This is a genomic window from Streptomyces sp. NPDC055189 (assembly GCF_053606765.1).
Genome location: NZ_JBSGSG010000004.1, coordinates 159,218 through 180,964, shown reverse-complemented (window position 1 = coordinate 180,964; position 21,747 = coordinate 159,218). Strand labels below are relative to the sequence as shown.

General features: G+C 69.8%; 21 protein-coding genes. 16 read left to right on the top strand and 5 right to left on the bottom strand.

Going from position 1 to position 21,747, the window contains the following annotated elements:
- Positions 1 to 184 precede the first annotated feature (184 nt).
- Positions 185 to 1,795 carry an MFS transporter gene (locus ACWFR3_RS05165; protein ID WP_453733177.1) on the bottom strand — a complete coding sequence of 537 codons (1,611 nt, stop codon included), beginning with the start codon at positions 1,793 to 1,795 and terminating at the stop codon, positions 185 to 187.
- A gap of 176 nt (positions 1,796 to 1,971) precedes the next feature.
- Between ACWFR3_RS05165 and ACWFR3_RS05160 the strand changes: the two genes are divergently transcribed.
- From ACWFR3_RS05160 to ACWFR3_RS05130, 7 genes are all read left to right on the top strand, one after another.
- Positions 1,972 to 2,616, top strand: coding sequence for a TetR/AcrR family transcriptional regulator (locus tag ACWFR3_RS05160; RefSeq protein ID WP_453733224.1), 645 nt, complete (start codon positions 1,972 to 1,974; stop codon positions 2,614 to 2,616).
- 242 nt (positions 2,617 to 2,858) lie between these two features.
- Entirely contained in the window at positions 2,859 to 4,070 is a 1,212-nt protein-coding gene (locus tag ACWFR3_RS05155; protein ID WP_453733176.1) for an alpha/beta hydrolase, read from the top strand.
- 75 nt (positions 4,071 to 4,145) lie between these two features.
- Entirely contained in the window at positions 4,146 to 5,030 is an 885-nt protein-coding gene (locus tag ACWFR3_RS05150) for a DUF4429 domain-containing protein (protein ID WP_453733175.1), read from the top strand.
- A gap of 130 nt (positions 5,031 to 5,160) precedes the next feature.
- Positions 5,161 to 6,537, top strand: coding sequence for a sensor histidine kinase (locus tag ACWFR3_RS05145; RefSeq protein ID WP_453733174.1), 1,377 nt, complete (start codon positions 5,161 to 5,163; stop codon positions 6,535 to 6,537).
- Entirely contained in the window at positions 6,534 to 7,205 is a 672-nt protein-coding gene (locus tag ACWFR3_RS05140) for a response regulator (protein WP_453733173.1), read from the top strand. Before ACWFR3_RS05145 ends, ACWFR3_RS05140 begins: the two co-directional genes overlap by 4 nt.
- 150 nt (positions 7,206 to 7,355) lie before the next feature.
- Complete coding sequence (locus ACWFR3_RS05135) at positions 7,356 to 8,585, top strand: alpha/beta hydrolase (protein WP_453733172.1); 1,230 nt, start codon at positions 7,356 to 7,358, stop codon at positions 8,583 to 8,585.
- Positions 8,582 to 9,811: an acyltransferase family protein gene (locus ACWFR3_RS05130; RefSeq protein WP_453733171.1), complete on the top strand. Its 1,230-nt coding sequence runs from the start codon at positions 8,582 to 8,584 to the stop codon at positions 9,809 to 9,811. Before ACWFR3_RS05135 ends, ACWFR3_RS05130 begins: the two co-directional genes overlap by 4 nt.
- Positions 9,812 to 9,951: 140 nt before the next feature.
- On the opposite strand, the gene ACWFR3_RS05125 is transcribed toward ACWFR3_RS05130, so the two are convergent.
- Together ACWFR3_RS05125 and ACWFR3_RS05120 are read right to left on the bottom strand one after the other, a co-directional pair.
- Positions 9,952 to 10,893, bottom strand: coding sequence for an aldo/keto reductase (locus ACWFR3_RS05125; protein ID WP_453733223.1), 942 nt, complete (start codon positions 10,891 to 10,893; stop codon positions 9,952 to 9,954).
- A 182-nt stretch (positions 10,894 to 11,075) separates the two neighbouring features.
- Complete coding sequence (locus tag ACWFR3_RS05120) at positions 11,076 to 11,627, bottom strand: MerR family transcriptional regulator (RefSeq protein ID WP_453733170.1); 552 nt, start codon at positions 11,625 to 11,627, stop codon at positions 11,076 to 11,078.
- Positions 11,628 to 11,750: 123 nt separating this feature from the next.
- On the opposite strand from ACWFR3_RS05120, the gene ACWFR3_RS05115 reads away from it, so the two are divergent.
- Together ACWFR3_RS05115 and ACWFR3_RS05110 are read left to right on the top strand one after the other, a co-directional pair.
- Positions 11,751 to 12,239 carry a GNAT family N-acetyltransferase gene (locus ACWFR3_RS05115; protein WP_453733169.1) on the top strand — a complete coding sequence of 163 codons (489 nt, stop codon included), beginning with the start codon at positions 11,751 to 11,753 and terminating at the stop codon, positions 12,237 to 12,239.
- 19 nt (positions 12,240 to 12,258) lie between these two features.
- On the top strand, positions 12,259 to 13,074 hold the full coding sequence (locus tag ACWFR3_RS05110) for a serine hydrolase domain-containing protein (RefSeq protein WP_453733168.1): 816 nt from the start codon (positions 12,259 to 12,261) through the stop codon (positions 13,072 to 13,074).
- A 36-nt stretch (positions 13,075 to 13,110) separates the two neighbouring features.
- Here ACWFR3_RS05110 and ACWFR3_RS05105 read toward each other — a convergent pair whose 3' ends face one another.
- Positions 13,111 to 13,776 (bottom strand): pirin family protein, encoded by a 666-nt coding sequence (locus tag ACWFR3_RS05105; protein ID WP_453733167.1) that lies wholly within the window; start codon positions 13,774 to 13,776, stop codon positions 13,111 to 13,113.
- Positions 13,777 to 13,961: 185 nt separating this feature from the next.
- Between ACWFR3_RS05105 and fasR the strand changes: the two genes are divergently transcribed.
- The 5 genes from fasR to fabF all read left to right on the top strand — a co-directional run bounded on the left by fasR (position 13,962) and on the right by fabF (position 18,898).
- Complete coding sequence (fasR, locus tag ACWFR3_RS05100) at positions 13,962 to 15,101, top strand: fatty acid biosynthesis transcriptional regulator FasR (protein WP_453733222.1); 1,140 nt, start codon at positions 13,962 to 13,964, stop codon at positions 15,099 to 15,101.
- A gap of 89 nt (positions 15,102 to 15,190) precedes the next feature.
- Positions 15,191 to 16,138: an ACP S-malonyltransferase gene (locus ACWFR3_RS05095; protein ID WP_453733166.1), complete on the top strand. Its 948-nt coding sequence runs from the start codon at positions 15,191 to 15,193 to the stop codon at positions 16,136 to 16,138.
- 17 nt (positions 16,139 to 16,155) lie between these two features.
- Positions 16,156 to 17,187 (top strand): beta-ketoacyl-ACP synthase 3, encoded by a 1,032-nt coding sequence (locus tag ACWFR3_RS05090; RefSeq protein ID WP_453733165.1) that lies wholly within the window; start codon positions 16,156 to 16,158, stop codon positions 17,185 to 17,187.
- A 97-nt stretch (positions 17,188 to 17,284) separates the two neighbouring features.
- A complete protein-coding gene (locus ACWFR3_RS05085; protein ID WP_453733164.1) occupies positions 17,285 to 17,533 on the top strand; it encodes an acyl carrier protein in 249 nt (82 codons plus the stop codon).
- Between the two features lie 102 nt (positions 17,534 to 17,635).
- Complete coding sequence (gene fabF, locus ACWFR3_RS05080; protein WP_453733163.1) at positions 17,636 to 18,898, top strand: beta-ketoacyl-ACP synthase II; 1,263 nt, start codon at positions 17,636 to 17,638, stop codon at positions 18,896 to 18,898.
- 87 nt (positions 18,899 to 18,985) lie between these two features.
- Here the strand turns inward: fabF and ACWFR3_RS05075 are convergent, their stop codons facing one another.
- Entirely contained in the window at positions 18,986 to 19,480 is a 495-nt protein-coding gene (locus ACWFR3_RS05075) for a DUF3145 domain-containing protein (protein ID WP_453733162.1), read from the bottom strand.
- Between the two features lie 302 nt (positions 19,481 to 19,782).
- On the opposite strand from ACWFR3_RS05075, the gene ACWFR3_RS05070 reads away from it, so the two are divergent.
- The gene (locus ACWFR3_RS05070; RefSeq protein WP_453733161.1) at positions 19,783 to 20,691 is read left to right on the top strand and encodes an SGNH/GDSL hydrolase family protein; all 909 of its coding nucleotides are present in this window, start codon (positions 19,783 to 19,785) and stop codon (positions 20,689 to 20,691) included.
- Positions 20,692 to 20,735: 44 nt separating this feature from the next.
- Entirely contained in the window at positions 20,736 to 21,725 is a 990-nt protein-coding gene (locus ACWFR3_RS05065) for an aldose epimerase family protein (RefSeq protein WP_453733160.1), read from the top strand.
- Positions 21,726 to 21,747: the final 22 nt, after the last annotated feature.

Below are 21,747 nucleotides of genomic sequence, written 5' to 3'. Positions count from 1 at the left end.
AGAACTGTGACTCACTCGCTAGCTCCGTCGGAAGGGGTACGAATGTGCGTCACCCAGATAGGCGAAAGCCCCCCAGTTGAACCCTGAGGGGCTTTCCCTGATGCCCTGACGCGTGGGCGTGGCCCGGACCCGGGACACGGACGCGAGCGCGGCCTGTCGGCAGCGCGGTCAGACGCCGGCGCGGCTAGATGTGTCCGACTCCGGCGCCCGCCTCGGCGTTGGCGCCTCGCTTGGTCAGGGTGGCGACCAGGGCCGCGACGACCGCGACGACACCGGCGACGGTGAAGGCCAGGCCCATGCCGGACACGAACGTGTCGTGCGCGACCTTGGTGATCGCCTCGGCGACCGGCTCCGGCGTCTTAGGCGGCACGGGGGCTCCACCCATCTCGACGGCGGCGGACGCCTGGTCGAGCTGGTCCGGCGTCAGAGGCGGAAGCTTGGCGTCCGCCCAGTTCGCGGGAAAGTCCTTGTCGACCCGGGAGGCCATCACGGCGCCGAGCACCGCCGTACCGAGCGCGCCGCCGACCTGCATACCTGCCTGCTGCAGACCGCCCGCCACGCCGGAAAGCTCCAGCGGGGCGTTGCCGACGATGACCTCGGTGGCTCCCACCATCACGGGCGCGAGGCCGAGGCCCAGCATGCCGAGCCAGAGCGACATCGGCAGCGTCGCGGTGTCCGTCGTCATCGTGGACATGCCGAACATCGCGACGGCCGTAGCCACCATGCCGCCGACGAGCGGGACGCGCGGACCGAACTTGGTGATGAGCGCACCGGCGATCGGCGACGAGACGATCATCATGGCCGTGAGCGGCAGGAGATGCAGTCCGCTGTCGACAGGGCTCATGCCGTGCACGTTCTGCAAGTAGAACGTGACGAAGAACAGTCCGCCCATGAAGGCGAAGGCCATCAGCACCATCAGGACCACACCGGCGGACAGCGGGACGGACCTGAACATGCCCAGCGGGATGAGCGGTTCCTTGACCTTCGTCTCCCAGAAGGCGAAGAGCGCGAAGAGGACCACCGCACCCGCGAGGAAGAGCAGCGTCCTGGTTCCGCCCCAGCCCCACTCCGAGCCCTTGATGAGGGAGAGGATCAGCGCGAACATGCCGCCCGACAGAAGGACGATGCCGGGGATGTCGAAGGACTTCGGCGCGTTCTCCGCGCGGTGGTCCTTGAGGATCACCAGGCCGAGGACGAGGGCGATGACGCCCACGGGCACGTTGATGAAGAACACCGACTGCCAGCTGACGTGCTCGACGAGCAGACCGCCGACGATCGGGCCGCCCGCGGTCGAGGCGCCGATGACCATGCCCCAGATGCCGATCGCCATGTTCAGCTTCTCGGCGGGGAAAGTGGCGCGCAGCAGGCCGAGCGCGGCCGGCATCAGCAGGGCTCCGAAGAGGCCCTGGAGAACACGGAAGGCGACGACCAGGCCGACGCTGCTGGAGAACCCGATCGCGCCGGAGGCCACGGCGAAGCCCGCCACGCCTATGAGGAAGGTCTGCCGGTGGCCGAACCGGTCACCCAGCTTGCCGGCGGTGATCAGCGCGACGGCGAGCGCGAGGAGATAGCCGTTGGTGATCCACTGGACACCGGCCATCGTGGTGCCGAGGTCACTGGCGATGGCCGGGTTGGCGATCGCCACGATGGTGCCGTCCAGGGCGACCATCATCACGCCGATCGCGACGGAGAAGAGCGTCAGCCAAGGGTGGCCGCGGAGCCCCTTGGCCGGGGCCGGAGCGGACGATGGCTCCGGCGCCTTGTCCGCCTTGTCGACGGTGATCTGACTAGTCATACGTTCGAGGCTAGTGTCAGCCGCTGACAGTTGACAAACCATTTCACAAGTCGGTAACTGTCACGTAGCTCACAGGTATGCTGAGCTGGTCAAAACGGCGGAAAGAGGGCCACGGTGTGAGGACCGAGCAGCGAGCGGCGGATCCCGCGAAACCGCAGGCCGGGACCTCCGGAGGCATCTCCGTCGAGCCCGCCCGGCCCGGACTGCGCGAGCGGAAGAAGCAGCGCACCCGGGACGCGCTCCTGCGCGCCGCGCTCGAGCTCTTCACGACCAAGGGGTACGAAGAGACGACGGTCGACGAGATCGCCGAGGCCGTCGACGTCTCCCAGCGCACGTTTTTCCGGTACTTCACCAACAAGCAGGAGACCGCTTTCGCGGTGCAGGAGATGGTGGAGCAGCGGTTCGTGGAGACCCTGCGCGAACGCCCCGCCGAAGAAACGCCGTTCGTGGCCCTGCGCAGGGCCGTCATGGACGCCTGGGACGCGATGGGCAGGTCCATCGAAGAGGTGGTCCCGGTCGAACTCCACATGCGGACCTACCAGATGATCGAATCCACCCCTTCCCTGCTCGCCGCCCACCTGCGCCGCTCCATCGAGATGGAGGAAGAGATCGCGCGCGTGATCGCCGAGCGCGAGGGGCTCGACCTGGACACGGACCCGCGACCACGCGTGGTGGTGGCCGCCTTCAGCGGAGTGATGCGCGTGACCGGACGGCTGTGGGGCGCGGGCGAGGACTCCAGCGTGGAGTCGATCCGCGCGATCACCGAGACCTATCTCGACCAACTGGGGCCCGCGTTGGCTGAGAATTGGCGCACAGAGTAACGACGCGCGCACGCCGCACGGTTCACCCGGTAGGTCACGCATCGAACAAATCAACACACTGAGTAACTGACTGATGCGCCATCAGTAAGCGTGCAGCCCAAGCGCGCTGCGGCATGAGCCGCCTACGGAGTGTGACGCAAGTGTCGCGAGTGCGCCCTCTATGCCTCAATTACCCCAAGGGAAACGTGATCTGTCTCACCCGGTGCACGGTGGGCATCACGATTCTCCTAGGGTGTCCCGTAGTGACTTCCTTCGACTCCTCCCCTCAACTCAGCGCCTGGCGCGCACTGCTTGCGCTCGCCGTCGTGTTCGTCATGCTGGCGACCACGGGCTGGACCGCGGTACGCCACCACAAGGACGACGCATCGCCGCTCGCGGCCTCGCTCTCCGCGTGGGAGAGCGGGCACATCAGCGGACGGGCCCTGCCCGACCCCGGTGCGCCGGCCGGCAGGCTCGCCCACTTCTTCGCCTCGCTCGACGCGCAACAGCGCACTCGTCTCGCCACCCGCTATCCCCTTGCGGTCGGCAACATGAACGGCGCCCCCGTAGAGCTGCGATATCGCGCGAACCGCATCGCCCTGGATCAAGCGCGCAAGACCGAGCAACAGCGCATGCACGACAAGCGCCTCTCCCCGATCGGGCAACAGGAGGCGGAGCGCAGAATGAAGCGCTTCGGCGTGATGATGCGCCCGGACCGGCATGTCCTGTCCTTCGATCCCATGGGGTCGGGTCGTATAGCCGAAGTCTTCGGAGACCTCGACCGGGCCTCCCGGGTGTCGGTCGTGGTGCCCGGTGTGGACACGAACCTGCTGACCTTCGAGCGGACGAACCGCAAGTACTCCGCGCCTGTCGGCATGGCCAAGGCCCTGTACAGCGCGGAGCACTCGGCGAGCCCACGCGCGCGTACCGCAGTGATCGCCTGGGCCGACTACACCGCGCCCATCGGCCTCGGTGTCGACGCGGCCACGTCCATGCGTGCGGACGACGGCGCGGTCCGGCTCAACTCCTTGGTGCGCGGGCTGCCGGGTCACTCACCTGTCGCGCTGTACTGCCACAGCTACGGCTCGGTGGTGTGTGGCGTCGCGGCACGACAGCTGCCCTCCCGCGTCTCCGACATCGCGGTCGCGGGCAGCCCCGGCATGCGCGCCGACACGGCGGCGCAGCTGGGCACGGGTGCCCGGATCTGGGCCACCAGGGACGGCGACGACTGGATCCAGGATGTGCCAAACATGGAGGTCGGCGGGCTCGGCCACGGTGCCGACCCCGTCTCCAGGGACTTCGGTGCGCGAGTGCTGTCCGCACGGGGCGCGATCGGCCACACCGGCTATTTCGAGCCTGGCACGGAGAGCCTCAGGAACTTCGCCGACATCGGCACCGGTTCGTACCGTTCAGTGCGGTGTGCGAGTGGGGATGATGCCTGCCGGAAGGAATTTTCCGGTACGACAGCGGCCTGACGCGCGTAGAAATCGACGAAACAGCGGCACGCCGCAGGAGGGACGGAGGCGCGCGTGCCGCCTACGATGAGCCGCATGGGTGATGTACTGGCCGGATTTCACGCCGCCTGGGAGTTCGAGTCCGACTCCGTGCTCATCCGCTTCGAACGGGGAATCCGTACGCCGAAGCTCCTCCAGGCGCTCGGTGAACGCCGCATCCCCCACGAAGCGATCGCAGCGGTGACACTTGCTCCTGGCAAGCGCGGGACGGTCGTCCTGCACGCTGTGCCGAGACCGGGCGCGGATCCGCTGATGGAGGCGGCCGCGGGCCAGCTCAAGGACGGCTACGACCCGTATCGACTCGTGCTGCCCGCCGAGCGGGAGACGCTCGCCGAGTACTACGCGGACGAGCTGCGGGCCCAGCTCACCCAGGACGACGGCGGGCCCCCGGACCGCTATCTCGTGGCCCCTCCGGAGACTCCGCTGCAGTTCAAGGCGTACGACGGCAAAGCGTCCTTCGACGGCAAGTCGGTGGCCTTCCGATGGTTCTGGACGGGCGCTTCGTCCGCGAAATGGAAAGCCGGCGACCAGAGTTTCCTGGTCACGGACCTGAGCGGCGTCGAGTGGCGCTCTCCCGAGGTCTTCGAGGGCCATCTGCGGCTGCTGCGCCGTGAGACCCCGCTCGCCCAGCCCGCGCAGGCGGACCAGGATCCGGCGGCCGTCGTCTTCGGTCTCGGGTACGGCCCGGTGCACGAGTCGCTGCCCTTCGCGGCATCGGTACTCGCCGCAGTGCGGGCGTCGGGCCCGGCCCTCACGCCGGGCATGACGCCCGGCACGGTCCCCGGCACCGCCCCCGTGACCCGCCGCGACCCTGCGGACATCGCGGAACGCATCCGGCACCTCGGCGAGCTGCACCAGTCCGGTCTGCTCACGGACGAGGAATTCACGACGAAGAAGGCCGAGCTGCTGGCGGAGCTGTGAGCCGTGAGTCGTGACTCACGACTCATACCGGGGTAGCGCCGGAAGCCCAGTTCATACCCGGGTATGAAGTGCAGGTCAGCTCTGCGGTACGACGGCACGCGGCGTGCTTCTTGCCTACGCTGATCAGGCCATGAGCAGCGCATCGACACCACCCGACCAGGATCCTCGCCCACCGGCCGCCGAGGCGGACGGACGCGGGGCCACACTCCAGCGTGCGACCGCCGGCATCCGCGATGGGCTCGGCAGAGCGGGGGCCTTCCTCTCGACGCCCTCCTCGACACCCTCGGGGCGGGCCGAGCCGCTCCTTGCCCGGGCGCCCAAGCGCTGGATGCGGCTGCTGCCGTTGGCCGTCGCGCTCGCCTTCGTCGCGGCACTCATCCCGGTCACCACCCAGGTCCTGACGAACGACTACGGCGTGGACGGCGGTCTTGCAGGCGCCCTGGGCGTCGCCCAGGCCGCGCCGCTGCTGCTGGCGGTCAGCCGCCCACTGGCCGCTTGGTGCATCATCATCGTCGCGGATGTCCTCGGGGCGATCGTGACCCTGTCCATGGGCAACGACAGGCCCGCCCCCTGGACCGCCATGATCATCGTTGGCTACGTGGTCGTGTGCCTCCTGCTCTCCCTGCGCGAGAGCCGCCGCACTCTTCTCGGCATCTGGCTGGTCACCGTCGTCGTGAGCCTCGTCCTCGGCGCGTTCCGCGACGACGGCAGCCAGGACACCAGCGTGCTGCTGATCGTGCTGAGCGGTGTCGCGCTGCTGCTCGGCGCGCTGCTGCGCGAACGTGGTGACGCACAGCGCAGACTCCTCGAACAAGAGAACATCAGCGAGGCCGAGCGCGCCCAGCGGACCCTCCTCGAAGAACGGGCTCGCATCGCACGGGAGTTGCACGACGTCGTCGCTCACCACATGTCGGTGATCACCGTGCAGGCCGACTCCGCGCCCTACCGCCTCGACGGCCTTCCGGAAGCGGCCCGGGAGGAGTTCGGGAGCATCGCCACCAGCGCGCGTGAGTCCCTCACCGAAATGCGACGGCTGCTCGCCGTACTGCGCAGCGAGGACGCTCCGGGCGAGCGAGCCCCGCAGCCAGGGCTCAGCAGGCTGCCGCATCTGGTCGAGGCGACGGTGCGCGCCGGTATCCCCATCGATCTCTCACGCCCTGAGCTGGCGGCCCTCACGGAGCTTGCCGAGGTCACACCGGCCGTCGACCTGTCCGCGTACCGCATCGTCCAGGAAGCCCTGTCGAACGTGATGCGGCACGCGCCGGGAGCACGCACCGCCATCACCGTGACCCTGGACGAGGAGCATCTGCTGATTCTGGTGGTCAACGGCCCGCCCACCGGAAGACCCGATTCGCTGGAGCACAGCGGCACAGGTCACGGGCTCGTGGGCATGCGCGAACGCGTACGGTTGGTCGGCGGCACGGTCGACGCCGGGCCGCTGCCCGACGGCGGCTTCCGTGTGGCGGCCCAACTCCCCCTCCTCAAGAAGGACTCCGGCACCGCATGACCATCCGCGTGATCATCGTCGATGACCAGAACATGGTGCGGGCCGGGTTCGCCGCACTCCTCGCGGCCCAGAGCGACATCGACGTCGTGGGCGAGGCACCGAACGGCAAAGCGGGTGTCGACGTCAGCCGCACGACCCATCCCGACGTCGTCCTGATGGACGTGCGGATGCCGGAGATGGACGGACTCGCCGCGGCCCGCGCCCTGTTGGAACCTCCACCCGGCGTGGTGCATGTGCCGAAGGTGCTGATGCTCACCACCTTCGACGTGGACGACTATGTGTACGAGGCTCTGCGCGCCGGAGCCTCGGGCTTTCTGCTCAAGGACGCCCCGCCCGCCGATCTGATCTCGGCGGTGCGCGTGGTGGCAGCGGGCGAGGCACTGCTCGCCCCGTCGGTGACGCGTCGACTGATTACCGACTTCGTCAAACAGCGGCCACGCACCGACCAGTCCCTGCGGCTGAATGGCCTGACACCGCGTGAGACCGAGGTGTTGGCGCTGATCGCGCGTGGCCTGTCCAATCAGGAGATCGCCGAGCACCTGGTGCTCGCCGAGCAGACGGTGAAGACCCATATCGGCAAGGTCCTGTCCAAGCTGGGCCTGAGGGACCGCGCGCAGGCCGTGATCTTCGCCTACGAGTCGGGCCTCATCACGCCCGGAGGGCAGTAGGCCCCTCACTTCCATACCTCGGTATGACCTCCACATACCCAGGTATCACCTGCTGGTTGGCACCCCAGTGTGAGGTGCCGACGGGCACCGTCTCCCTACTTTTCCCTCGTCACGCCGGAGCGTGCGACGAATTGGGGAGGGAGACGGGCCATGCGCCTTCGTTCTTGGAAAGCCCGCAGGACCTGGAAGAACCGCAGCAAGCGGACGCTGATCGCCGCAGCGCTCACGACAACGATCGTGGCCGGTACGACCGGCTGGGCCGTCGGCAACGAACAACAGCCGGTCACGGGCCCGCCACCGGGCACACAAGCCTGGCGCGCGGATCATACGTGGGGGGTGCGCCTGCCGGATCCGGCCGCCACGACCCCCGCCCGGGTCGCCGCGTTCTTCGACTCGTTGAGCGAGGCCGATCAGCAGCGGCTGGCCAAGCGGCACCCCTCGGTCGTCGGCAATCTGGACGGCGCCCCGACCTCTCTGCGGTACGAGGCGAACGCCCTCTCCCTGAAAGCCGCGCGCGCCCGTGAGCAGGCCCGTGAGAGCGATCCGGCCCTCACCTCGCAGGACCACGAGCAGGCCCGGTCTCTCGCCGCGCGTTATGCGGAGCTCCTGGACCCCGGTCGGCAGATACTCGCCTTCGACCCGCGTGGCAGGGGTCAAGTGGCCGAGGTCTACGGAGACTTGGCAGGCGCGGAACACGTATCCGTGATCGTGCCGGGCTCCGACATGGATCTGACCACCTTCGACCGCTCGAAGGACGAGTACGGCACGCCGGCCGGGATGGCCCGCTCCCTGCGTGCCGCGACGGGCAACGACACCGCCGTCGTCGCCTGGGTCGGGTACACCACTCCGGTCGGTCTCGGCCCCGACGCCGCGACGGGGCGCCTCGCAGCGGCCGGCGCGCCCCGGCTCGCACGGTTCGTGCAGGGCCTGACGGCATCCGGTGCGCCACACCCCGCCGTGTTCTGCCACAGCTACGGCTCGGTGGTGTGCGGCCTGGCAGCTCCACAACTGACGGCCTCCGACCTGGTGGTGCTCGGCTCCCCCGGCATGCGTGCGGACAGCGTGGCCGATCTGCACACCTCCGCCCGCGTCTGGGCGGCCAAGGACGACAGCGACTGGATCGGTGACGTGCCGAACGTCGAGCTGTTCGGCCTCGGCCACGGCGAGGACCCGGCCGACCCCGGATTCGGTGCCCGGCACATCCCCGCGGAGCGAGCCGAGGGCCACACCGGCTACTTCGCCCCCGGGACGGATTCCCTCCGGGCCTTCGCCGCCATCGCGAAGACCGCTTCCCCCGCCACACCCCACGACGGCAAGGACGACACCGACGGCACCGCACCAGCCGCCGATGCCCGCCCCGTCGGAAAGCAGCAGCCATGAGTCTCACCCCACTGACCACCCTGCGCAGGACGGTGTCGGAGATCGACGCCAAGACGCCGGCTCACCGCGACCGGGCCATGGACGGGCTGCGAGCGCTCGCCCTGCTCGCCGTGCCGACCGGGCACTGGCTGCTGGGAGGATTCACGCTCGACACGGGCAGCGCGCTGCACAATGCCAGCCCGCTGGCTTCGTTCGGCTTCTTCGCGCCGCTCAGCTGGATGCTGCAGATGCTCGGGATCTTCTTCCTGGTCGGCGGCTATGCCTCCGCCCTGTCGTATCGCCGGGCGGTGGCGCGCGGTGAGTCCACGGGACGTTGGCTGCGCGGGCGGGTGGCGCGTCTGGGCCGCCCCGTCCTCGGGGTGACGGCCGTCTGGGCCGCGCTGATCCCGGTCCTCTACGCGACGGGAGTGCCGGGCACGACGCTGCGCACGGGGTCCACGCTGGTGATACAGCCGCTGTGGTTCGTCGGGATCTATGCGGTCGTCACCGCGCTCACCCCGTGGTGCATAAAGGCGGCCGAGCGGCTCGGTGCCCGGGCCGCGGTGCCCTTGCTCGGCTCGGTAGCCGTAGTCGACTTCCTGCGCTACGGCCCATTCTCGGACGCCGTGCCGTCCTGGCTCAGCCTGCTGAATCTGCTGCCCGGCTGGCTGTTCGCCTATCAACTGGGTGTCAGCTGGCACGAGAAGAAGCTGGGCAGGCGCGGTGCGTGGCTGCTGCTCGCCGGAGGGACGGCCCTCTTCGCGGCTCTGCTGCTCGTCTTCCACTATCCGGCGTCGATGGTGGGCGTTCCGGGCGAGGCCCGGACGAATTCGCATCCCCCGTCACTGCTGGTCCTGGCGCTGGCCGCCGCGCAGAGCGGTGCGGCGATCCTATTGCGCGAGCGAATCGGCAAGTTGCTGCGCAGGCCCGCTCTGTGGGCGCCGGTCGTCGTGATCAACCTGTCGGCGATGACGATCCTGTGCTGGCATCAGACAGCGATGCTCACGGCGGCCGTGCCTGCCTCGTTCCTCGGCGGCACGGTGCCGGGGCTGACGGCGGGTCCGGACACCTGGGGCTGGATAGCCGCCCGGACCGCCTGGCTTCCGGTCTTCGGGGCGCTCCTGCTCCTGATAAGCCGGTACGCCCGCGGCTTCGAGGCACCGTGGAAACGGGCCACGCATGCGCGACGGGCACTCGCCGGGCTCCTGGCGGCCGGGTTCGCGGTCTTCGCGCTGGGGCTGGCGTGAGCAGAGGGCTGCTTGGGGCCCCGTCGGGTGGGGCCCGGCGGGTGGGCCCCGACGGGTGGGGCCCCATCGAGTGGGGCCCGGGAGCCTCGCCGGGTGAGGGCGTGGCTGCGTGGTTCCCACCCGGCGGGGTCCGGTGCTCGTTACTCGCGGCCGGCCGAAGTGAAGGTCATGTCGGCGTAGCGGTCGCCTGCGACCTGGGCGGCGATGGGGTTCAGCAGGGCGAGTTCGGAGGAGGTGAGTTCGAGGCGGGTGGCCGCGACGTTCTCCTCGACGCGGGTGCGCTTGCGGGTGCCGGGGATCGGGACGACGGCCAGTCCGTGGGCACGGGCCTGCTGCTGGACCCAGGCGAGGGCGACCTGGCCGAGGCTCGCGTCGTGAGCGGCGGCGACGGTGCGGACGGGTTCGAGGAGGGCCGCGTTGGCGGCGGCGTTGTCGCCGGTGAAGCGAGGCTGCTGGCGGCGGAAGTCGCCCTCGCTGAGCTCCTTCTCGGCGCTGACGAACGAGCCGGTGAGGAAGCCGCGGCCGAGCGGAGAGTAGGGGACGAGGGCGACGCCGAGTTCGGCGGCGACGGGGACCACGCCCTGCTCGATGTCCCGGCTGAACAGCGACCACTCCGACTGGAGGGCGGCGATGGGGTGGACGGCGTGGGCGGCACGGAGTTCGGGGCCGGTGACCTCGCTGAGGCCGAGGTGCTTGACCTTGCCCTCGGCGACCAGCTCGGCCATCACGCCGACCGTTTCCTCGATCGGCACCTGCGGGTTGCGGCGGTGCATGTAGTAGAGGTCGATGACGTCGACGCCGAGGCGCTGGAGGCTGGCGTCGATGCAGGCGCGAATATAGGAGGGGTCGTTGTTGATGATGCGCTTGGTCGAGTCGTTCGGGTCGATGGCCAGGGCGAACTTGGTGGCGATGACCACCTCGTCGCGGTGCGCCTTGAAGAAGGGGGAGAGGAACCTCTCGTTCTCACCGGCGGCGTAGGCGTCGGCGGTGTCGTAGAGGGTGACGCCCAGTTCGAGGGCGCGCTCCAGGGTCGCTCGGGCCTCCTGCGCGTCGGTGGGGCCGTACGCGAAGCTCATGCCCATGCAGCCGAGTCCCTGGACACCGACTTCGGGGCCGCCCGTCCCGAGCTGCACCTTCGCGATCGGGCCGGAGGCCTTGCCCGCGGTCCCGGTCGCACCGGTGGTGCCGGTCGCGCCGGTCGTCGCAGCCGGCTCGGGAGTGTCAGGGGTGCTGGGGGTGTCGGGCGTCTTGGCGGTCATCAGTTTCAGAGCCTCTCCGACGCCGGGCGGGCGTCAGCGTAAAAGTTGATCTTGTAGTCGAGGACGGCGAGTGTGTCCTGGAGCTCCGTGATGCGGGTGCGGACGTCGCGGCGGGTCTGTTCGAGGAGCTCCTGGCGCTCGGTGAAGGTGTGATCACCTTCGCGCACCAGCTCGGCGTAGCGGACCATGTCCGCCACCGGCATGCCGGTCAGGCGGAGCTTGCCGACGAAGGTGAGCCAGTCCAGATCGCGGTTGCGGTAGCGGCGCTGGCCCGTGTGGGAGCGGTCGATGTGGGGCATCAGGCCGATTCGCTCGTACCAGCGCAGGGTGTGTGCGGTCAGGCCGATGAAGGCGACGACCTCGCTGATCGTGTAGCGGTCCTGCCCGTTGGGGCGGGGGTGCGCGGAGGGGGCAGAGGCGCAACTGCCGGCCTTGCTGTCCGCCTCGGTACCGGTGCCATCGGCGCTGTCGGTGCTGTCGGCGGAACCGGGGGTCGCCTCGGTCACGCCCCGCGCGGGGCTCTTGGTGCGGGTGGTCTCGGTCTCCATCACCGTCATGACCACCACGCTAGAACCTTGGAGTGCGCTCCAAGCAAGCAGAACCGGGAGGAAATATGTGACGGAAACAAATTCTCCGAAATTCGGAGGACGCCGCTGCGGGTGGTGGCTACGGTGCCGATCATGAGTGTTGTACGTCGCGCCACGCCGGAGGACGCACGGGAGCTGTTGAGGCTGCGGCAGGTGATGATCGACTCGGTCTTCGCCACCCGCCCGGCCGGCGCCGGGGAGTCCGACACCGGGTGGCATGCCGAGTCCCTCTCTGTGGTGCGGAGCAAGCTGGCCGAGCCGGAGGGCGACTTCGCCGCCTTCGTCGTCGACCAGCCCGGTCGGCCGGGAAAGCTGGCGGCGCTGGTGGTAGGGACGCTGGATTACCGCATCGGGCGGGCCGGCAATCCGCAGGGGCACATCGGTCACGTTTTCAGCGTCGCCACCGATCCGGATCACCGGCGGCGCGGGTATGCGCGGGCCTGCATGGAGGTGCTCCTCGACTGGTTCCGGGAGCGGGGTGCGGGGAGCGTCGATCTCAATGCGTCGGCGGAGGCGGAGCCGTTGTACGCCTCGCTTGGCTTTGTGCGCAAGCCCGACCCCTCGATGCGGCTGACCCTGTAGGCCGCTTAGTCTCGTACGTATGCAGAGCCTGGCGTTGATCGAGAACTGGCCGGTCCCCACCGCTGCCGCCGCCGTCGTCCGCGCGGACGGCACGGTCGTCGGGACGCACGGACCCACCGGGCACCGCTTCGCGCTCGCCTCGGTCACCAAACCGCTGGCGGCGTATGCGGTGCTGGTGGCGTACGAGGAGGGGGCCGTCGAGCTCGATGAGCCCGCCGGGCCCGAGGGGTCCACGGTGCGGCATCTGCTGGCGCACACCAGTGGTCTGGCCTTCGACGAGCATCGTGTGATGGCGCCTGCCGGTACGCGGCGGCTGTACTCGAACGCCGGGTTCGAGGTTCTCGGGGATCACATCGCCAAGGCGACGGACATTCCCTTCGCGGAGTATCTGCGGCAGGCCGTGCTTGAGCCGTTGGGGATGGGGGCCACCTCGCTCGACGGGGGTGCGTCGCCCGCCAAGGACGGGGTGTCCACCGTCGACGACCTGGTGAAGTTCGCCGCCGAGGTGCAGGCGCCGCGGTTGCTCGATCCGCGGACGGTGGCGGAGGCGATGTCCGTGGTGCATCCGGGGCTGAAGGGTGTGCTTCCCGGTTACGGGCACCAGAGCCCCAACGACTGGGGGCTCGGGTTCGAGATCCGGGACTCCAAGTCGCCGCACTGGACGGGGAGTTCGTCTTCGCCTCGGACGTTCGGGCACTTCGGGCAGGCGGGGACGTTCCTGTGGGTCGATCCCGATGCGGGGGCGGCGTGTGTCGCTCTGGCGGATCGGGCGTTCGGGCCGTGGGCGGCTGAGGCGTGGCCTCCGTTCACCGATGCGGTGCTTGCCGAGCTGTAAGAGTTCCGCCCCTTCGCGCCTTGCGGGACTCCCGGCTCACCCCCCGGCCATCTCCCACACCAGCAGCTCCGCCTCTCCCCCCGCAGCCGACACCGCCTCCAAGCTCTTTGCGTTCGTGATCCGTGCCGCGTCCCCGGAGTGCAACTTCTCGGGACCCAGGCGGACTTCGCCCCGTACCACGTGGACGTATGCGAAAGGCGCGTCCGGGATCGCGGTGCGTTCGCCCGCGGCGAGTCTGCGGACGTGGAGGAGGGCGCCCGCCGCCGGGACCGCGTACGGAGTGGAGTCCGCGATGCCGTGGACCACCTCGTAGGACGGATCGCCGCCCGGCGAAAGCGGGGACAGCCACATCTGGATGAAGACCAAGGGGCTCGCGCCGTCGTTCCGTTCCACATGGCGGACGCCGCCCGCCGCGCTCAGATGCTGCACGTCCCCGGGCCGCACGACCGATTCGTGCCCGGCGGAGTCGCGGTGGGTCAGTTCGCCCTCCGCCACCCAGGTCACGATCTCGGTGTGGCTGTGCGGGTGTTCGTCGAAGCCCGCGCCGGGCGCGAGACGCTCTTCGTTGCAGGCCAGGACCGCGCCGAAGCGGACGTTGTCCGGGTCGTAATGCGGCCCGAAGGAGAAGGCGTGGAAGGTCTCGATACCGGCGCCGGGCTCCCCGCCGCGGTACCGGTCGCCTGAGCGCCGTACATCAATCACACCCCCCACGTTAGACCCGGCACCGCACACCCCCGTCCCGATAAGGCAGTCTTGTCCCCGTGCCCGAACCCTCTGCGAACGAAGCCCGCCAGGACGCCCATCAGGCAGCCCATGAGGAAGCCGCGCGCCACGAGGAAGCCGCCCGCCAGGACGCGCACCGGAAGGCTCACGCGCACTCAGCCACGCTGAAGCGCCTCGAGCAGTCATCCGGCAGCCTCGCGGCGCAGGCCATCGCGCGCATGGACGAGACGCTGTCCTGGTACCGGGCGATGCCCCCGGAGAACCGCTCCTGGATCGGCCTGGTGGCGCAGGCCGGCATCGCCGCCTTCACCGAGTGGTTCCGTCACCCGGACGCCCCCCAGGCCATCTCCACCGACGTCTTCGGCACCGCCCCGCGCGAGCTGACCAGGGCGATCACCCTGCGCCAGACCGTCGAGATGGTGCGTACGACGATCGAGGTGATGGAGTCCGCGGTCGACGAGATCGCGGCGCCGGGAGACGAGTCCATCCTGCGCGAGGCGCTCCTCGTGTATGCCCGCGAGATCGCCTTCGCCACCGCGCAGGTCTACGCGCAGGCCGCCGAGGCACGCGGTGCCTGGGACGCCCGCCTGGAGTCGCTCGTCGTGAACGCCGTGCTCTCCGGGGAAGCCGACGAGGGGGCCGTGAGCAGGGCCGCCGCGCTCGGCTGGAACTCCCCCGAACATGTCTGCGTCGTCCTGGGCACCGCTCCCGACGGCGACAGCGAACTCACCGTCGAGGCCATCCGCCGCGCCGCGCGCCACGCCAAGCTGCAGGTCCTGACCGGTGTGCTCGGCGACCGTCTGGTCGTCATCGCGGGCGGCAGCGACAATCCGCTGCAGGTCGCCAAGAGCCTGATCGGCCCGTACGCGGCCGGGGCCGTCGTCGCCGGGCCCATCGTCCCCGACCTGCTCGCCGCCACCCGGTCCGCGCAAGCCGCGGCCGCCGGGCTCAAGGCCTGCGCCGCCTGGCAGGACGCCCCGCGCCCCGTCCTCGCGGACGATCTCCTGCCGGAGCGCGCGATCGCGAGCGATCCAGCCGCTCGCGAGCAGTTGGTGGAGGAGATCTACAGACCATTGGAGGAAGCGGGCTCCGCGCTCCTGGAGACGCTCAGCGTCTATCTGGAACAGGCCAGCAGCCTCGAAGGTGCCGCCCGGATGCTCTTCGTGCACCCCAACACCGTGCGCTACCGGCTGCGACGTGTGACAGACGTCACCGGTTGGTCACCCTCCGATGTGCGCTCCGCATTCACTCTGCGGATCGCGCTGATCCTGGGGCGTCTGGCCGACGGAGATCTCCAACCATAGGATTTTGTCGGGCCTCTACAATTCCCCCAGCCGTTCTTCGTCCCTGTCCCCACGGGCGGCTCCCACCGTCCACAAGAGAGAGTGTGAGAGTGCTCGTACTCGTCGCTCCCGGCCAAGGCGCCCAGACGCCCGGCTTCCTGACCCCCTGGCTCGACCTCCCCGGTGCCGCAGACCGCATCGCCGCCTGGTCGGACGCCATCGGGCTCGACCTTGCCCACTACGGCACGCAGGCCGACGCGGACGCCATCCGCGACACCGCCGTGGCCCAGCCCCTGCTCGTGGCCGCCGGTCTGCTGTCCGCCGGGGCACTCAGTGACGTCCTCGCCGCGAACAAGCCCGGCGCGGTCGCGGGGCACAGCGTCGGCGAGATCACCGCGGCCGCGTACGCGGGTGTGCTCGGTGACGACGCCGCGCTCCGTCTCGTCCGTACCCGCGGTCTGGCCATGGCCGACGCCGCGGCGGTCACGGAGACCGGCATGGCGGCGCTGCTCGGCGGCGACCCCGAGGTCACCGTCCCGCACCTGGAGAAGCTCGGCCTGACGCCGGCGAACGTGAACGGCGCCGGGCAGATCGTCGCCGCGGGCACCGCGGAGCAGATCGCCGCACTCGCCGAGGACAAGCCCGAGGGCGTCCGCCGCGTCGTACCGTTGAAGGTGGCGGGTGCGTTCCACACGCACCACATGGCTCCCGCGGTCACCACGCTCGAGGAGGCCGCCAAGGCCCTCGACCCGGCCGACCCGAAGCTGGCGTACGTATCGAACCGTGACGGCCAGGTCGTGGCGAGCGGTTCGGAGGTCGTGTCCCGCCTGGTGGGCCAGGTGGCCAACCCGGTGCGCTGGGACCTGTGCATGGAGACGTTCAAGGATCTGGGCGCCACGGCGATGATCGAGCTGTGCCCCGGTGGCACGCTGACCGGTCTCGCCAAGCGCGCTCTGCCCGGCGTGCGGACGGTGGCCCTCAAGACACCCGACGACCTCGACGCCGCTCGTGAGCTCATCGCCGACACCGCATCCGCCGCCGACGCGGCGGGTGCCTGAGAAGGAGCCAGGAGAGCATGTCGAAGATCAAGCCCAGTAAGGGCGCCCCGTACGCGCGCATCATGGGTGTCGGCGGCTACCGCCCGACTCGTGTCGTGCCCAACGAGGTGATCCTCGAGACGATCGACTCGTCCGACGAGTGGATCCGCTCCCGCTCCGGCATCGCGACCCGCCACTGGGCCTCCGACGAGGAGACCGTGGCCGCGATGTCCGTCGAGGCCTCCGGCAAGGCGATCGCCGACGCGGGCATCACCCCGGAGCAGATCGGCGCGGTCGTCGTCTCGACCGTCTCGCACTTCAAGCAGACCCCGGCCATCGCGACCGAGATCGCGGACAAGATCGGCGCGGGCAAGCCCGCCGCCTTCGACATCTCCGCGGGCTGCGCGGGATTCGGCTACGGCCTCACGCTCGCCAAGGGCATGATCGTCGATGGTTCCGCCGAGTACGTCCTGGTCATCGGCGTCGAGCGGCTGAGCGACCTCACCGACCTCGAGGACCGCGCGACGGCCTTCCTGTTCGGTGACGGCGCGGGCGCCGTGATCGTCGGCCCCTCGCAGGAGCCGCACATCGGCCCGACGGTCTGGGGCTCGGAGGGCGACAAGTCCGAGACGATCAAGCAGACCGTGGCGTGGAACGACCTGCACGTCGGCGACGTCTCGAAGCTGCCGCTCGACCGCGAGGGCAACGTCAAGTTCCCCGCGATCACGCAGGAGGGCCAGGCGGTCTTCCGCTGGGCCGTGTTCGAGATGGCGAAGGTCGCACAACAGGCACTGGACGCGGCCGGAATCACCCCGGACGAACTGGATGTCTTCATTCCGCACCAGGCCAACGAGCGGATCATCGACTCGATGGTGAAGACTCTCAAACTGCCGGAACACGTCACGGTCGCCCGTGACGTGCGCACCACCGGCAACACGTCGGCAGCCTCGATCCCGCTCGCGATGGAGCGGCTTCTGGCGACCGGCGAGGCGAAGAGCGGCGACACCGCGCTCGTCATCGGCTTCGGGGCAGGTCTCGTGTACGCCGCCACGGTCGTTACCCTCCCCTAGGCATCACGTCCGGATCATCCGATCCGTACGGCTGTAACCAACCTGCCGCTGCCGCGGCGGGCGCCACACCCTCTGGATACATAGAAGGAGCGCCAACATGGCCGCCACTCAGGAAGAGATCGTCGCCGGTCTCGCCGAGATCGTGAACGAGATCGCCGGCATCCCGGTCGAGGACGTCCAGCTGGACAAGTCCTTCACCGACGACCTGGACGTCGACTCGCTGTCCATGGTCGAGGTCGTCGTCGCCGCCGAAGAGCGCTTCGACGTCAAGATCCCCGACGACGACGTCAAGAACCTCAAGACGGTCGGCGACGCGACCAGCTACATCCTCAAGAACCAGGCCTGATCAGGCCTCTCTGCTGAAGCAACCGGCCTGATCAAGGCTGCTCTGCTGTCGCCACCCGGCGGTGGCGCCGCTGATCCCCTCAACACCGTGGAGAAATTTCCTGTGAACCCGACCAATCGCACCGTGGTCGTCACCGGTATCGGCGCAACCACACCGCTGGGTGGCGACGCAGCCTCGACCTGGGAGGGTCTGCTCGCGGGCCGTTCCGGTGTCAGTCTTCTCGAACAGGACTGGGCGGCCGAGCTTCCGGTCCGCATCGCGGGCCAGATCGCGGTCGAGCCGGGCGAAGTCATTCCCCGGCCGCAGGCCCGCAAGCTGGACCGTTCGGCGCAGTTCGCGCTGATCGCGGCCAAGGAGGCCTGGGCCGACGCGGGCTACACCGCGAAGGCCGGCGAGGACACCTCCGTCGACCCGCACCGCCTCGGCGCGGTCATCGCCTCCGGCATCGGCGGCGTGACCACCCTGCTCGACCAGTACGACGTGCTCAAGGAGAAGGGCGTACGCCGCGTCTCCCCGCACACCGTGCCGATGCTGATGCCCAACTCCCCGGCGGCCAACGTCGGCATCGAGCTGGGCGCCCACGCGGGCGTCCACACCCCGGTGTCGGCCTGCGCCTCGGGCGCCGAGGCCATCGGCTACGCGATCGAGATGATCCGCACCGGCCGCGCCGACGTCGTCGTCGCGGGCGGCACGGAGGCGGCGATCCACCCGCTGCCGATCGTCGCGTTCGGCAACATGATGGCGATGTCCAAGAACAACGACGACCCGCAGGGCGCCTCGCGCCCCTACGACGCGGACCGCAACGGCTTCGTGCTCGGCGAGGGCGCCGGTGTGATCGTCCTGGAGTCCGAGGAGCACGCCAAGGCCCGCGGCGCCCAGATCTACGCGGAGGCCGTCGGCCAGGGCATCTCGGCCGACGCGCACCACATCACGCAGCCCGAGCCGTCCGGCAACGGCATCGCCGCGGCCCTGCAGAACCTGATCGACACCACCGACCTCAAGCCCGCCGAGATCGTGCACGTGAACGCGCACGCGACCTCGACGCCGCAGGGTGACGTCGCCGAGATCAAGGCGCTGCGCAAGGCCTTCGGCGACGACGTCGACCACATGGCGATCGCCAGCACGAAGTCGATGACCGGTCACCTGCTCGGTGGCGCGGGCGGCGTGGAGACCGTGGCCACGGTGCTCGCGCTGAAGAACCGCGTCGCCCCGCCGACGATCAACATCGAGAACCTCGACCCCGAGGTCGACGCGGACGTCATCCGCGACGAGGCCCGCGCACTGCCCGAGGGCAGGATCGCGGCCCTGAACGACTCGTTCGGCTTCGGCGGCCACAACGTGGTCCTCGCGTTCCGGAGCGTCTGAGCGACCGGCTGTACGTGACGAAGGGCCCCCACCAGACGGTGGGGGCCCTTCGTCGTGCCGTACAAAAGCGTCCGGGCCGCAAATGCCTCAGACGACCTGGTGCAGCCAGCGCACCGGCGCGCCCTCTCCCGCGTACCGGAAGGGCTCCAGCTCGTCGTCCCAGGGCTTGCCGAGCAGCTTGGCGAGCTCGTCCTCAAGAACGCTCTCGCCGCCCTTGGAGCGGGCCAGGGCGGCGCGCAGACGGTCCTCGGGGATCAGGATGTCACCGTGGATGCCGGTGACCGCGTGGAAGATACCGAGTTCGGGCGTGGCGCTGTACCGCTCGCCCTCGGCCGTGGGACACGGCTCCGAGGTGACCTCGAAGCGCAGCAGCTGCCAGCCGCGCAGGGCGGACGCGAGTTTGGACGCGGTGCCCACCGGGCCGCGCCAGGAGAACTCCGATCTCCAGCTGCCGGGCGCCGCCGGCTGTCTGATCCAGTCGAGGTTGACGCGCGCGCCGAGTACGCCCGCGACTGCCCATTCGACGTGCGGACACAGCGCGCGCGGTGCGGAGTGCACGTACAGAACTCCACGTGTCGTCACCGGGACCTCCAGTGTGGGTCGAGGTTCGCCTTCCCCAGCGGCCTCGCGCCCGTGCCGAGCGTTGCGGCCCCGAATCCGGGAAACTCCCAAAAACGGGACAGATGTGACGTGATGTAATTTAGCGGAACCGAAAGAGCTGGGTGCCACTGGGTGGCGAGGCTACCGTGCGGCGGCGCAAGGAGTGTGACGTACCGTCGGTCCCAAGGCCAGGAATCACTCACCATTCACCCGCAGGTGCGGCGAAACGGCGCGGTCGGCCTACGACGAGCGGATCGGCCTACGGCAACAGAGGGGACCCGAGGATGCGGAATCGAAGCCACCGCCCGCGCGCCGCCGTCGCCATGGCCACGGCGGTTCTTCTCGGCGCCACCGCACTCACCGCGTGCGACGCCGCCGGCGGCGACTCCCCCGCACCCAAGGGCCCGTCGGCGCAGAAGCCGTCCCCCAAGCCCACTCCGACCTGGAACGCGAGCCCGGACTCCCTGGCCGCCGTCGGTGACTCCATCACCCGCGGCTTCGACGCCTGCTCGGTGCTCGCCGACTGCCCCGAGGCGTCCTGGGCCACCGGCACCGACTCCGAGGTGCGCAGCCTCGCGACGCGCCTTTTCGGCAAGGAGCGGGCCGCCGACCACAGCTGGAACCACGCCAAGACCGGCGCGCGCATGGCGGATCTCCCCGGCCAGGTCGAGCAGGCCGTGGTCAACCGCCCCGAACTGCTCACGGTGATGGCGGGCGCGAACGACGCCTGCCGCCCCTCGGCGGATTCCATGACCCCGGTCACCGAGTTCCGCGCCGACTTCGAGAAGGCGATGCGCACGCTGCGGCGCGAGCTTCCCAAGACCCAGGTGTACGTCAGCTCGGTGCCGGACCTGAAGCGGCTCTGGTCCCAGGGGCGCACGAACCCGCTGGGCAAGCAGATCTGGAAGCTGGGCATCTGCTCCTCGATGCTGGCCGATCCGGACGCGCGGGACGCGGCGGCGACGGAGCGGCGTGACACGGTGCAGAGCCGTGTGGTCGCGTACAACAAGGTGCTCAAGGATGTGTGCGCCAAGGACCTGCGCTGCCGGTACGACGGCGGCGCGGTCTTCGAGTACCGCTTCGACGGCGATCAGTTGAGCCACTGGGACTGGTTCCACCCCAGCAAGAACGGCCAGTCGCGCCTGGCCGAGATGGCCTACCGGCAGGTGAAGGCCAAGAATCCCGGGAGTTGATACCGAAGGCCCCGGGCGCCCCGGCCCGGCGTAGGGTCACGATCATGCGCAGTGAACTCTTCGGGACGCTCCCCGACGGCACCTCCGTCCACCGCTGGACCCTGGAAAGGGGCGGGGTGCGGGTACGCGTCCTGACGTACGGCGGAATCATCCAGTCGGCGGAAGTTCCTGACCGGTCGGGACGGCGCGAGACGGTGGCCCTCGGCTTCGACGACCTCCAGAGCTATCTCGACCACCCCGGACCGTACTTCGGGGCGCTGGTGGGCCGCTACGCGAACCGCATCGCGGGCGGCGAGTTCACGCTCGACGGGCGGACGTACCGCCTGGCGCGGAACAACGACCCCAACGCGCTGCACGGCGGCACGGCCGGCTTCGACAAGCGGGTGTGGGAGGCCACGGAGGTCGAGCACGGGGTGCGCCTCACCCGGGTGAGCCCGGACGGCGAGGAGGGTTATCCCGGACGGCTCGCGGTGGCGACTACGTACTCCCTGGACGAGGCGGGCTCGCTGCGGATCGCGTACGAGGCGACGACGGACGCCCCGACCGTCGTGAACCTCACCAACCACACGTACTGGAACCTCGCCGGTGCCCGGAGCGGGAACGGCACGGGCGGGCACGAGCTGCGGATCGACGCGGCGCGCGTGACGCCGACGGACGGGACGCAGATTCCCACCGGGGTGCACGAGGACGTCGACGGGACGCGGTTCGACTTCCGGACGGCCCGGAAGGTCGGCGACGGGATCGACCACAACTACGTGCTCGACAAGGGCGTCACCGAGCGGCCGGTCGAGGTGGCGGAGCTGGGCGACCCGGCGTCCGGGCGGGTGCTGACCGTCGCGACGACGGAGCCGGGCCTCCAGCTGTACACGGCGGACCACTTCGAGGAGCCGCTGCCGTTCGCTCCCGGCGACGGGGTCGCCCTGGAGACGCAGCACTTCCCCGACTCCCCCAACCGGCCGGAGTTTCCGAGCACGGTACTGCGGCCGGGTGAGGTGTACAGGTCGGAGACGGTCTACGGCTTCTCGGTCCGGTAGTTCGTCCGGCGCGGACGCCCGC